The sequence below is a fragment of the Paraflavitalea pollutisoli genome (assembly GCF_029360705.1).
Classification (GTDB): domain Bacteria; phylum Bacteroidota; class Bacteroidia; order Chitinophagales; family Chitinophagaceae; genus Paraflavitalea; species Paraflavitalea pollutisoli.
In genome coordinates, this window is sequence record NZ_JARKMX010000008.1 from 3,175,607 (window position 1) to 3,188,548 (window position 12,942).

The 12,942-nt window shown below is 50.5% G+C and carries 15 protein-coding genes; 1 reads left to right on the plus strand and 14 read right to left on the minus strand.

All coding sequences use genetic code 11. The features are described from left to right. Positions 1-108 precede the first annotated feature (108 nt). From rpsK to P2W70_RS26345, 9 genes are all read right to left on the minus strand, one after another. Positions 109-513, minus strand: coding sequence for a 30S ribosomal protein S11 (rpsK, locus tag P2W70_RS26305; protein ID WP_276484538.1), 405 nt, complete (start codon positions 511-513; stop codon positions 109-111). A gap of 200 nt (positions 514-713) precedes the next feature. After that, a complete protein-coding gene (rpsM, locus tag P2W70_RS26310) occupies positions 714-1,094 on the minus strand; it encodes a 30S ribosomal protein S13 (protein ID WP_276484539.1) in 381 nt (126 codons plus the stop codon). Positions 1,095-1,198: 104 nt separating this feature from the next. Continuing rightward, positions 1,199-1,315, minus strand: coding sequence for a type B 50S ribosomal protein L36 (ykgO, locus tag P2W70_RS26315; protein WP_014220631.1), 117 nt, complete (start codon positions 1,313-1,315; stop codon positions 1,199-1,201). 15 nt (positions 1,316-1,330) lie between these two features. Then, complete coding sequence (gene infA / locus P2W70_RS26320) at positions 1,331-1,549, minus strand: translation initiation factor IF-1 (protein WP_119054088.1); 219 nt, start codon at positions 1,547-1,549, stop codon at positions 1,331-1,333. A 124-nt stretch (positions 1,550-1,673) separates the two neighbouring features. Further along, positions 1,674-2,072: a hypothetical protein gene (locus P2W70_RS26325; RefSeq protein ID WP_276484540.1), complete on the minus strand. Its 399-nt coding sequence runs from the start codon at positions 2,070-2,072 to the stop codon at positions 1,674-1,676. Positions 2,073-2,349: 277 nt separating this feature from the next. Continuing rightward, positions 2,350-3,630, minus strand: a complete 1,281-nt coding sequence (locus P2W70_RS26330; protein ID WP_276484541.1) for an MFS transporter — start codon at positions 3,628-3,630, stop codon at positions 2,350-2,352. A gap of 77 nt (positions 3,631-3,707) precedes the next feature. Beyond that, positions 3,708-4,298 carry a TetR/AcrR family transcriptional regulator gene (locus P2W70_RS26335; protein ID WP_276484542.1) on the minus strand — a complete coding sequence of 197 codons (591 nt, stop codon included), beginning with the start codon at positions 4,296-4,298 and terminating at the stop codon, positions 3,708-3,710. A gap of 426 nt (positions 4,299-4,724) precedes the next feature. Further along, positions 4,725-5,624: a hypothetical protein gene (locus P2W70_RS26340; protein WP_276484543.1), complete on the minus strand. Its 900-nt coding sequence runs from the start codon at positions 5,622-5,624 to the stop codon at positions 4,725-4,727. 334 nt (positions 5,625-5,958) lie between these two features. Then, entirely contained in the window at positions 5,959-6,945 is a 987-nt protein-coding gene (locus tag P2W70_RS26345) for an aldo/keto reductase (protein WP_276484544.1), read from the minus strand. A gap of 174 nt (positions 6,946-7,119) precedes the next feature. On the opposite strand from P2W70_RS26345, the gene P2W70_RS26350 reads away from it, so the two are divergent. Beyond that, on the plus strand, positions 7,120-7,968 hold the full coding sequence (locus tag P2W70_RS26350; protein ID WP_276484545.1) for a Rossmann-fold NAD(P)-binding domain-containing protein: 849 nt from the start codon (positions 7,120-7,122) through the stop codon (positions 7,966-7,968). Positions 7,969-8,046: 78 nt separating this feature from the next. Here P2W70_RS26350 and P2W70_RS26355 read toward each other — a convergent pair whose 3' ends face one another. From P2W70_RS26355 to P2W70_RS26375, 5 genes are read right to left on the minus strand one after another with little or no spacing between them, the layout of a single operon-like run. After that, the gene (locus P2W70_RS26355; RefSeq protein WP_276484546.1) at positions 8,047-9,165 is read right to left on the minus strand and encodes an ABC transporter permease; all 1,119 of its coding nucleotides are present in this window, start codon (positions 9,163-9,165) and stop codon (positions 8,047-8,049) included. Beyond that, a complete protein-coding gene (locus P2W70_RS26360; protein WP_276484547.1) occupies positions 9,162-10,268 on the minus strand; it encodes an ABC transporter permease in 1,107 nt (368 codons plus the stop codon). The genes P2W70_RS26355 and P2W70_RS26360 overlap by 4 nt, the downstream gene beginning before the upstream one ends. A gap of 33 nt (positions 10,269-10,301) precedes the next feature. After that, positions 10,302-11,048: an ABC transporter ATP-binding protein gene (locus tag P2W70_RS26365; protein WP_276484548.1), complete on the minus strand. Its 747-nt coding sequence runs from the start codon at positions 11,046-11,048 to the stop codon at positions 10,302-10,304. A gap of 3 nt (positions 11,049-11,051) precedes the next feature. Then, complete coding sequence (locus P2W70_RS26370) at positions 11,052-11,969, minus strand: ABC transporter ATP-binding protein (protein ID WP_276484549.1); 918 nt, start codon at positions 11,967-11,969, stop codon at positions 11,052-11,054. Between the two features lie 20 nt (positions 11,970-11,989). Beyond that, positions 11,990-12,928 carry an HlyD family secretion protein gene (locus P2W70_RS26375; protein WP_276484550.1) on the minus strand — a complete coding sequence of 313 codons (939 nt, stop codon included), beginning with the start codon at positions 12,926-12,928 and terminating at the stop codon, positions 11,990-11,992. Positions 12,929-12,942: the final 14 nt, after the last annotated feature.

Here is a 12,942-nt window from a genome sequence, read left to right on the forward strand (position 1 = left end):
TAAAAATCGTAAAAATAAATCGGGCATCCTGTTTAAAATATGTTTCAAGCTGTCGTCGAAGCGTGGTAATCCAACGGGTGGGTACCGTTTGTCGCTTCGTACCACAAACTATACTCTTCTCTTCTTGGGAGGACGGCAACCATTGTGAGGAAGCGGAGTAACGTCCTTGATCTGCACTACTTCGATACCGTTTTGTGCGAGACCACGGATAGAGCTTTCGCGACCGGCACCAGGACCTTTCACGTAAACGTCTACTTTCTTAACACCTGCATCTGAAGCAGTTTTAGCGGCGTCTGCAGAAGCCATCTGAGCAGCATAAGGAGTGTTCTTCTTAGAACCCTTGAAGCCCATTTTACCGGCACTGCTCCAGGAAATAACCTGGCCGTTCTTGTTGGTGATGCTGATGATCAGGTTGTTGAAGCTGGCTACGATGTGTGCGTCGCCATAAGAGTCAACCTTGACTACTCTTTTCTTCGCAGCGGCTTTCGCGCTGTTCTGTTGTGCTTTTGCCATGTTGTTAACAGGTAATCTATGCGTTTAAAAATAATCCCGAAGTTATCCGGGACGGGTTCAATCCTCCTGCGGTAAAGCGATCCGGCATTGACCCAAATTCGTAGAGACGCAACAAGTTGCGCCTCTTTCTGCCCGCTACAAGAATTTGTACCAGGCAAAATATTAAAACAGAGACACTGACAAACAGTGTCTCTGTAACATTATTTCTTAGCTGCTTTCTTCTTACCAGCAACTGTCTTACGTTTACCTTTACGTGTGCGGCTGTTGGTACGGGTACGTTGACCACGAACCGGCAGGCCTTTACGGTGACGCAAGCCGCGGTAGCAAGCGATATCGAGCAAACGTTTGATGCTCATCTGAACTTCAGAACGCAACTGACCTTCTACCTTAAACTCATTGGTAATGATGTTACGGATAGCGTTCAGTTCATCATCATTCCAGGTATTCACCTTCTTACTGAAATCGATACCTGCTTTACCCAAAATATACTGGGCAGTAGAACGACCGATACCAAAGATATAGGTAAGGCCAATCTCGCCTCTTTTATTTTTTGGTAAGTCTACACCGGCAATACGAGCCATTTACTTATTAGTTTATTGTTTTTAGTTTGTTGTAACTCAACGCAGCATTACAGTAGAGAGTTGGAGGTAAATATCCGTCACCCGCGACTGCTGCCTGCGACGATTTACCCTTGTCTCTGCTTGTAGCGGGGATTCTTTTTATTGATCACATACAGCCTGCCCTTTCTCCTCACGATCTTGCAATCGGCGCTGCGCTTCTTAATGGATGCACGAACTTTCATGATATTTCTTTTTACTTATTTGTACCTGAAAATTATTCTTCCCCTTGACAAATCGTAGGGACTCATTTCCACGCCCACTTTATCACCCGGCAAAATCCGGATATAATTCATCCGCATTTTTCCAGAGATGGTGGCCAATATCTCATGACCGTTTTCCAACTTCACCCTGAACATTGCATTCGACAAGGCTTCCAGAATTACTCCATCTTGTTTAATCAGCGGTTGTTTTCCCATATTCGTTTAAGGAGGCGCAAAGATAGGATTATCACACGGAAATATGAAATAATACACTAAAATTTTCCCGTCTTCCGTGATTTGGCCTCCAGGGCGGCAAAAGTAAGGATAAATTAATTGAAAATCAGGCTGGATTCAGCTCAACTTTTGTCATTTGGTAATAATGGTTCTGTAATTCATGCACCGCGATGGGCTGCCGCAGGTGCCGGCGGTCTTCGCGCCACCAGATCTCGAAGTCGTTAAAATTGCCTTTTGTGGGGGTCAGCACCCGGAACGAGTCCTTTTTGTACTTGACAGACCCGTCGTCATTCTCAACCTTCTCAAAACCAAGCTTTAACAGTCGCTCTTCGGTCAGCGGAATGGGGTACAGATCATCCGGTTTGAACCAGAATTCCTGCACAGTCGTTTCCACGCATACTTCCTTATCCTCCCTGTTCAGGTCGGTAACCGTTCCTTCAATCAGTTGACCTTCATTGTTGGCCAGTACAATGTCTCCGGGCTTCAGATCTGAGAATTTAAGCATACTACAAGCAATTTTTATGGTAAAAAAAGAACCGTGGAGCGCAGCAAAAACGCAGTGATCAGTATTCATTCCTGTCAGCAGCGACTTTGCACTCTCCACGGCACATTGATATCCTAATTTACCGAAAGCCTGGTAATCAAAAAAATAAAAGCGGGTTATCCACTCGTTAACCCTGCCCGGAATCATAAGGAGGGCAGTATCAACCTGCACCTACTCGTCCCGCTACCCGCCCATCCTCCTGGCGACAAACAGCGGGCGTAATCCCCCAAAGGGGTACTTACGTCGCCAGCGCCTCCCCTACCGGTTTGCTACTCAAGGGCCTGCCTAATTTGTGCTGCACCTGCCGCGCCACAAAATACATGATCACCGCAGCGACCAGCATGGCTGCGATCGTCACATACCCCACCGTATCGAAATGCCCCAGTGACTTATCCGGATTCTCCACAATGATCATCCCCGAAATAGTAGCCGCAATACCTCCCGACACCTGCTGCACCGACGAGTTGATACTCATAAACGCACCCCGGTCCTGCGGCTGCGGTATGGCACTGGTGATAGCCCCGGCCGGTATCATCCGCGACATGATGCCCGTAAACATGATGATGTTGATCACCGTCAGCACCAGGAAGGAGGTATGCACCAGGTTGGTGTAAATGCCGATCATCAGCATACTGAGGGCCGTACCGATACAGAATATCAGGTACTTATCGACCTTGTCACTGACGCGGCCAATCAGTGGCATCAATACCAGTGAACAGATACCCGTGATCAGGTACAGTTGTGGCAACTGATCCTGGTGAATACCTAAGTTATTGGTGGTGAAGGTACTGGCGAAAGGCATGATCATAAAACCACCCGTAGCCAGCAACATGGTACCCAAGAAACCCAGCAAGTAATTCTTGTGACTGATGGTATGTACAAAATGCTCGAGCGGATTTTTATCACTTTTCAATTTCAGGTGCTCAGTGACCGGCTTCATTTGCAGCAGGATGAGGGCACCCAGTAAAATACCAAACACCACGATCATCCAGAAGGTAGAATGCCAGCCCCAGCGGGTAGCCAGCAGCAGGCCGATGGGAATACCCAATACCTGGCTGCCGCCGAAGGCCATCTGGATAAATCCCATAACCCTACCCCGCATCTGGATCGGGAAGAGGTCTGTCACAATGGCCATGCTCGCCGATCCGACCACGCCGGCAAACAAGCCGGTCACGATCCGGGCGATAAGCAGGGAATGAAAATCGGTGGCCATGGCGCACATCGCCGTGCCCACCAGGAAACCGGTGTAAAAGACCATCAGGAGCTTCTTGCGGTCGTATTTATCGGCAAAACCCGCCGCCAGCACGCCAGAGATACCGGCACTGAAGGCGTAAGCGGAGACCACCAACCCGAAGCGGGCAGGTGTGATACTCAATTCTTTGATCAGGATGGTGCCCAAAGGCGACAGCACCATAAAGTCGAGGATAATGGTAAACTGGAGCAAGGCCAGCACGGTCACCACCAGCTTTTGGTACGGGGTGAACCGGGGCTTGTCTGTTGTAGGAAGGGCTTGATTCATGGCTATACTTGTTGTTTTTAGACTGTTGTTCCGGGTTGACGAACCAGACCCGGTAATATTGTAACGAGATCCAGCGATCAGGGTTTCAGGGCTTTCAGCACCAATGTAAGGGTCTGTTGCACCATCACATCGGTCAGTGTAAAAGGGTTATTATCCGGGGTGCGGCCCTGGTGATGAAACTTCATGAGTTGGTATAAAGGAGCAAAAGCGATCGACCAGTATACCTCGAAAGGGAGCCGCTGCAATTCGCCATTGGCAATGGCTTTGTGCACGAAGGGGCCTAATACGCTCCCAAACTTGCTGGTGATGCTTACCTGCACTTTGGCATACATCGGCGAATACCGTACCTGCTCCATAAACTCGGTCTCTAATGGATGTTGCAGAAAATAGGCCATCCGGTTGCGCCACTGAATCGCCATTCCTTCGGCAAAAGGCAGTTCGGGGTGAAAATCTTTCAAGCTGGTGGCCAGCAGGTCCTCGGCTACTTCCAGCCCGATCTTGACGAGCAGGTCTTCCCGGTCATTGTAGTAGATATATAAGGTGGCTGGAGAAATTTGAGCAGCACGCGCCAACTTCTGCATACTAAACCCCTCAAGACCTTCATGCACTATCATCTCTATGGCTTTCTGCCGTACGAGCGCTTCTTTATCGGTATCCCTGGTTCTCATTGATAGCACGAAGATAAGTGAATGTTCATTTACTTATAGGAGTGTCAGCGGCCATTAACAAGCCAGTAACCAGGCAGGAATTTACCGGGCATTTTTGGCCATCACATATATAATATATTATAATCTAAATAAAGTTATACTAACTAAAATCAGCATCTAATAGATTTATTTATATCACTTAAGCGTGTCTTAAAGCTATGATCATGCACTGAATAGTTGGGTGCTTGTATCACATAAGCACGGTAACTGTATGACTACCTGCCTACTATAGCCCTCCGTATAACATGACAATACACTACGCATAGCACTGGAGGCCCACTTCAGTGCTATGCGTAGGCCTATTCAGTGCAATGTGTAGAGCATATCCAGACCTATCCCCTTACATACTACTCCCACCCCACATGCTCTCAAAGACCATTCCGGGCGCTACGGCTGCGCCGGATTGACGAGGTCTTCCAGCAGGTCGGCGATCACTTGTCTATAGGCTTCGATAAACCGGGTGCGAAAGGCGGTGGTGCTACCCACCCGCGCCGTACTGAGCAGGTCCTTTAGCTTGTCGAAATCCATGTACGGTGCATAGGCCTTATCCAGAAATTTGGTGCGGGAGTTCTCGTATTCGGCGATCACCTCCCCGAGGTAATCTTCCATGGCCTGTAACCCGGCATAGATGGCTGCCTCTTTGGTATAAAACGTAACAGACGTTTTGTTGAAACGTACTTCTTCTTTGATGTTCTCCAGCTCCAGTTGCAGGTCATTCAATACTTCCAGGTATTGCGCATAAGGTTTGATGTATAGATTGGCATTGACCACATTCCTGTCATTGTACGCCGTGGATAGGGCTTTCGCCCGTAGCATACGCCGGGCCGCCTTGGCTTCGTTGTAGATATGACTGATGCGACGGATCAGGTCTTTCTTGAGCTCATTCTTGTTGCGTACCACGATACGTTGGGCATCGCGCTCCTGCTCTACCTGCCAGCGTTGCTGTTGCTCCCTCCCCGCCTGCTCCGCTTTCTCCTGCTCCTGCTTCTGCAGTAACTGCGCTTGGTGCTGCTGCAGCTCGGACAGCAATCGTTGACGGCCGGTTACGTATTGTTCCAGCAGCTTGGATACCACACCACCGGCTACCCCTACCGCCACTACCTGCAGCAGCGCCACGCCAATATCCCTTCCAAAAGAATCTTTGTCCAGGCTAAAGAAGGCATTCAACACCACCAGTCCTATGACGGCGCCAAGCACGATGGCAGCCAACCAGTAATTGATACGTTTAAAAGGCCATGTACGATTACCCGCAATGGTAACAGCGCCCTGTTGATGAGACAATGACATAAGATAAGTATTTAGTGTTTATTATAACGACGCACAGAGGGTACCGCAGGCAGTTAGATAACCTGCCGGAAGGAAGACTAAGGGGAAAGAAAAGGTAGTATAAAAAACTGGTATCCGCAAACGAAGTAGTGAGAACTTCGCCACTCGTACCTCATATTACAACAAACAACAAACCGTCTCCCCGATCGCATAGCGTTTATGCGTTGGGGAGACGGTTTGCCCGTATAAAACTGATGCAGTCGGGAGCTGAGTTTTATTGCGTAGTCAATCCCGTAACGGCCTGGTAGCATGATGGTAGTCTGTAAAGATCGACTATTCGATGCCACGGTTCGAATTACAGCAAAGTCGCGATCTGCTGATTGATGAAGGCGATTTCTTCTTTGCTGAGCTTAACATCGATTGCTTGGGCGTTCTGTATGGCCTGCTCAGCATTGCGGGCGCCCACCAGTGCCACGGTGATGCCTCGCTGCTCGATCGTCCAGCGGATGACGAGCTGCGACAGGGAGGCTTGCTTGGAAGCTGCCAATGGTTTCAAGGTATCGAGGAAGGTATTGACTTTTACGATGCTTTCTTCAGTATAGAAACGATTGCCCTCGCGGGTATCACCTTCGCCAAACTGATAACCCGGCTTGATCTTACCGGTCAGCAAACCCCTTTGCAGCGGACTGTAAGCAATGATGGATTTCTTTTCCTCCAGCATATAAGGCACCAGCTCCTTTTCGACATCACGCAGCACCATGCTATAGGGCACCTGGTCGGAGGCGAGGCTGATCGTTTGTGCCGCTTCCTTCATTTGCGCCAACGAATAGTTACAGACGCCGGCAGCCCGTATCTTTCCCTGCTGTTGCAACAGCGCCAGTGCTTCCATCGTTTCGGAGATGGGCGTGGTGCCATCCGCCCAATGAATCTGGAACAGATCGATGTAATCGGTTTTCAGGCGGCGCAAACAGTCTTCGCACTCTTTGATCACACCGGCTTTGGAGGCCAGCTTGTACATATCGAAATCATTGCCCGCATTGTCCTTGCTCTTGAAGAAAAATTCTCCTTCCTGCACATCCCAGCGAAGGCCAAACTTGGTCAGCAATTGTACCTTATCACGGGGAATGCCCTGAATGGCTTCAGCGACAATCTCCTCACTCAACCCCTGGCCATAAGCAGGGGCCGTATCGATCGAGGTGACGCCTGCTGCATAAGATGCCTGGATCGCCTTCACTGCTTCCTTTCTGTCTGCCCCACCCCACATCCATCCACCAATGGCCCAGGCACCAAAGGTGATGGCTGATAATTGCAGGTCTGTTTCTCCGAGTTGTCTGTATTCCATAAGTGCTGTTTTATGGCAGCAAAAGTAGGACGAAGGGACGTCAGACCAGGTTAATATTTGCTAAATGAGTCATGGAGACAATCTTTTGTCCAGGTCATCATGATGAACATCCCTGTCGGTTTTGTTCTATTTCAGGCGGGGGCTACCTGGTAGTTTTGGATAAAATTATCAGCCATGCAAGCAACAACAACCGCTAATCGCATACTCGTACTTGGCAGCACCGGTAAAACCGGTGGCCGTATCTACCAAACCTTATCCAACCTGGGCTTGCCGGTACGCGCCGGCTCGCGGAAGGCGCCCCTACCCTTCGACTGGGACAACACCGCCACCTGGGCGCCGGTGCTGCAACACATCGATGCCGTGTACATCTCCTACCAACCAGACATCGCCATACCCGCTGCTCTTATCGCCATTACCGAGTTTACCCGGCTGGCGGTTCAAAACGGTGTCCGTAAGTTGGTGTTGTTGTCGGGCCGTGGCGAGCCGGAAGCACAGGAATGCGAAAAGGTGATCATCAATTCGGGGGTAGACTGGACCATCATCCGTGCCAGCTGGTTTGCCCAGAACTTCAGCGAAGGTTTTCTGCTGGACTCGATACAGGCAGGTCATGTAGCGTTGCCGGTAGGGTCCATTCGCGAACCATTTATCGACATCGATGATATCGCGGAAATAGCCGTTCAGGCTTTGACCACTGAGCACCACAATGATCAGCTATACGATGTAACCGGCCCTCGCCTACTCTCGTTCCAGGAAGTCATTGAAGAGATAGGTATGGCCAACGGCAAGCGGATCCTCTTCGAATCGGTGACCATCGATGAATATGCAGACATGCTGCGGGAATACCAGGTACCTGTCGATTATATTTCGATGCTGACCTACCTGTTTACTGTTGTATTGGACGGTCGCAACGAACATATCACTGATGGCGTAGAGAAAGCACTGTGCCGAAAGGCAACTGACTTCTCTGTATATCTACAAAAAGCAATTGCTCAGGGTGTATGGCAAGATACACCAGTAGCTTAACGACCAGCAAAAGTGCCTCGCCGTCTCAAAGGGGAGTATGGCAGGCTGCACCTTTGCCGCAAATAAGGGCGGGCCTCATCAGGCCCGCTTCTTATAGCTCAAAATAGCCCATCCATTGAGCACCAGGGCTATGGCGGATACGACTGCCAGCTGCGGTTTGATGTCGGATAGGGTACTACCTTTGAGGATCACCATGCGCATCACCTCTACGAAATAAGCCACGGGATTGATCTTTGTCAGCCACTGCGCCCAGGCCGGCATACTGTCGATCGACGTATACAAACCACCCAACAGGATAAAGACCATCATGATGAAGAAGGACAATAACATGGCCTGCTGTTGATTGGCCGTGTAGGTGGAGAGCAATAAGCCCAGTCCCAATACGGCGAGCAGGTATACTGCAGAGAACACATAGATGGTCAGCAGGCTTGCCTGTGGGATCACGTTGTAGGCAAAGCGCGCGAGCAGCAGTCCAAGGGTCAGTACTACGATGCCCAGTACCCAAAAGGGAATGAGCTTACCCAGTATGAAATGATACTTACGAATAGGTGTTACATTGATCTGCTCGATGGTGCCAATCTCCTTTTCTTTGACAATATTGAGCGAAGTCAGGAAAGAACCTACCATGGTGACCAGTACCACGAGGATACCCGGCACCATAAACAGGCGGTAGTTCATGGAAGGGTTGTACCAATTGGAGGAAGTGATGGCTATTTTGAGCTCAGGACTAAACCGCGGAAATTGTATCCACTCCATCCTGACCTCCTGGTTGAAGTCCTGTATTATGGTGCGCAAATAGGCGCCACCCAGGTTGGCCTTCACCCCATTGATGGCATTGATCGCCATGAACAAGGTGGCCTGGTCTTCTTTCACCAGCGTTTTCTCAAAATTGGCGGGTATCTCCAGTATCAGGTCTGCCTTGTCTTTCTCCACCGCATCCATACCCAAGGCGTAGGAGTTGCTGTAATTGTCCAATTGAAAATAACCAGAGGCGGTTACCTTGGAAATCAGCTGCCGGGAATAATCGGAGTGATCATGGTCCACCACGCTCAACCGGATATTCTTGACCTCATAATCGGCCGCCCGGGGTAGGATCATCAATTGTATCAGTGGCATCAGGAACAGGATGCGTATGATGGCGGGATCGCGGAAGATCTGCCGGAACTCTTTCTGCAATAAAAATTTCAGGGTTCTCATGCCAATCTGATTTTGAATTTCTTAATGGCGAGGGTCAGCAGGAACAGGGTCATGCCGGTGAGGATCAATGTTTCTTTCCATACGGCGCTAAAGCCAAGTCCTTTGATCATGACGGAGCGTACGATATCATAATACCATTTGGAGGGCACGGCATTCGAAATAATGCGCAATGGCAGTGGCATGTTTTCGATGGGAAACATGAACCCACTCAACATCACCGTGGGCAGGAACAGACCTACCAGCGAAATGAACATGGCGGTTTGCTGTGATCCGGTGGAAGACGAGATGAGCAGTCCCAGGGCCAGTGACGTGATGATGAACAGGATACTTTCTGCGATCAGCAACAGCAGGCTGCCATTGATGGGCACATCGAGCACAAATACGCTGAGCAGGAGGATGCTCGCTATATTGACCATCGAGAGCAACAAGTAAGGTATCGCCTTGGCGGTAACGATCTTCATCGGCCTTACCGGCGACACCAGCATGATCTCCATGGTCCCTGTTTCTTTTTCCTTGACGATGGTGATGGCTGTCATCATGGTACACACCAGCATCAACACCATCGCCATCACGCCGGGCACAAAGCTGTAAGCGCCCTTTAGCTGGGGGTTGTACAACATACGGTACTCCGCTTTGATGGTGTACGGTAGTTTACGCCCTTGTGTGATACGGTCCTGGTAGTCCATGATGACCGCGGTAGCATAGTTGGTCAGCGTGGTGGCGACATTGGGATCGGAGGCATCGGCAATCAGCTGTATCTGGGCTGTATTGAAATGCTGCAGATCGGTATTGAACTGCTGGGGGATCACTACTACCAGCTTGACCGCTCCTTTGCGGAACTCGGCTTCTATTTCCCCGTAGCTGTGCAGGTCACGCACCACATCGAAGTACCGGCTGGCGTCGAGCTGGGCGCGAATTGCTGCGGAGGCCACGTCCTGTGCATTGTCGAGGATGGCGATCTTCGAGTTCTTCACTTCATTGGTGAGGGCAAACCCGAATATGATGATCTGCATAATGGGCATACCCAGCAGGATAAACAAGGTTCGCTTGTCGCGCGCGATGTGGTGAAACTCTTTTTTGACGAAAGACAGAAACTGTTTCATATTGTTACACGCTTGTGTGATGGCACCGCGCTGCTAGTCGGCATTGCGGGTGGCCTTGCGGGCCAGTTTCAGGAATACCTCGTCCATCGAGGCTGCCTGTAGTGAACGCTTGAGCTCTCTGGGTGTATCGAGCGCATCGATACGCCCGTCGACCATGATGGACACGCGGTTGCAGTATTCGGCCTCATCCATGTAGTGGGTGGTAACAAATACTGTGATGCCCCTGGCTGCTGCCTGGTAGATCATGTTCCAGAATTCGCGGCGGGTGACGGGGTCTACCCCACCCGTTGGCTCATCGAGGAATACAATGCCGGGCTCGTGGAAGATGGCTACCGAGAAGGCCAGCTTTTGTTTCCAGCCCAGGGGCAGGGAGCGCACCAGCTTATTGCCTTCGGCTTCCATGTGCAGTTCCTTGAGCAGAAAGGCTGTCTTCTCTTTGATGAACGCATCGCTCTTACCATAGATACCTGCATAGAAACGGATGTTTTCTTTTACCGTCAGGTCTTCGTACAAGGAAAACTTCTGACTCATATAGCCGATGCTGCGTTTGATCTGTTCGGTTTGTTCGTATACATCGAAACCAGCTACAGTGGCAGTGCCGCCAGTGGGGATCGACAAGCCACACAACATACGCATGGCGGTCGTTTTGCCGGCGCCGTTGGCGCCGAGAAAACCAAAGATCTCTCCTTGGTATACTTCGAAGGAGATGCCATCGACGGCGGTAAAGTCGCCAAACCGTTTGGTTAATCCTGTTGCCTTGATCGCTATTGGTTGTGCCATGGTTTAGTTTTTCATCAGGTCCATAAAACAATCTTCGATATCGGGTTCTATCGAATGGATCTCTATGTCTTCGTGCCCTTTTTGCCCGAGGTAGTTTCGTAAAGCGGCCTCATCATACCCTGGTTGCATCACCGCGTGGTAAAACTCTCCAAAAGGATAAGCATCGATCACGGGCTCCGCCTTTTTGAGATTGTCGAGCAAGGGCAACATTTTCGTAGCCCGTATCGCCAGCAAGGGTTTACCAAAGGCCCCCCGTACACCGGCGGGCGTATCGACCGACAGCAACTGTCCGCTTTGCACCAGGGCTACCCGGTCGCAAAGACTGGCTTCATCCATGTAAGGTGTGGAGACAAGGATGGTGATACCTTGCTGTTTCAGCTTGCGCAGCATCTCCCAAAACTCTTTGCGTGATACGGCATCCACCCCGGTCGTTGGTTCATCGAGGAACAGTACGGAGGGGCGGTGTATGAGGGCACAGCTGAGGGCGAGCTTTTGTTTCATACCACCAGAGAGCTTGCCTGCCCGCCTGTCTTTGAAGGGTTCTATTTGCGAATAGATATCCTTCACGAGGTTGTAGTTCTCTTCGATGGACGTGTTGAAGATGGTGGCGAAGAACTCCATGTTCTCTGCTACGGTGAGGTCCTGGTACAGGGAGAATCGGCCCGGCATGTACCCTACCCGGTTGCGGATCTCTTTGTAATCCTTGACCACATCGAGTCCATCGACAGTGGCTTTGCCTGCATCGGGTAGCAACAAGGTGGTGAGAATCCGGAAGAGGGAGGTTTTACCGGCACCATCCGGACCGATAATCCCAAACAACTCCCCTTCGGCGGCTTCGAAGGAAATACCTTTGAGTGCCTCTACGGTGTCTTTTTTCTTCCCGTAACGTTTCACAATATTTTCAGCGATGACTGCTGGCATGATCATGTTGTTGTGGTGGATCAAAACTTCACTTCTCCGTACATACCGATCTTGAGGTAGCCGTCGTTCTTCACTTTTACCTTGATGGCATACACCAGGTTGGCGCGCTCCTCTTTGGTCTGGATGGTCTTGGGTGTAAACTCTGCTTTATCGGCTATCCAGGTGATGGTGCCGGCATATTCCTTGTAGTCTTTTGCCCCCTGGTCGATCAATACTTTCACGGGTTGATTGAGTTTAATCTGTGACAGCTGGCTGCCCGATACGTAGGCGCGTAAGGTCATGACCGACAGGTCGGCGATCTTGTACAGGGCTTTGCCGGTAGCGGTCATTTCGCCGGCTTCGGCGTATTTGGTGATGACGGTACCATTGATCGGATTGACGATATCGGCGCGTTTCAGCTGATCGTCCAGCTGGGCCACCCGCTTTTCGAGGGGCTTGCCTTCGCTGAGGATACCACGATTCTGCGTACCGATATTGCTGCGCTGTACGTTGATCTGTTGTTTGGTGACCTCCATCTGTTTCTTCACCACGTCGATCTCCGCATTCATATCATCGAGCTGTTTGCCGGTGGCTGCATCCTGCTTCAACAGGTTTTCGGTACGTTGTTTTTCACGCAGCAGGCGATCGAGTTGTGATTGCTGTACGATCAACTGGTCTTGCAGCAGCTTTACCTGAGGCGAGAGATCGGCTGTCTTTTCTTTCAATGATTCGATGCTGGCCTGCACCTGGTCTTTCTGCAGGGAGATATTTTCGGCATCGACGGTGCCGATCACTTTTCCTTTGGACAGGGAATCGCCTTCCGACAATTCAAAGCGGAGTAGTTTACCGGTAAGTTCGGACGATACGATCACTTCGTCGACTTCGAAGGAGCCGGTTGCGTCGTGGGTGGTCTTGTTGCTGTTGCAGGCGGCTAGCAGGGTTGCTGCTGCTGCGAAGAGGCCCGTCATCAAATTTTTCATACTGGTGTATTTTA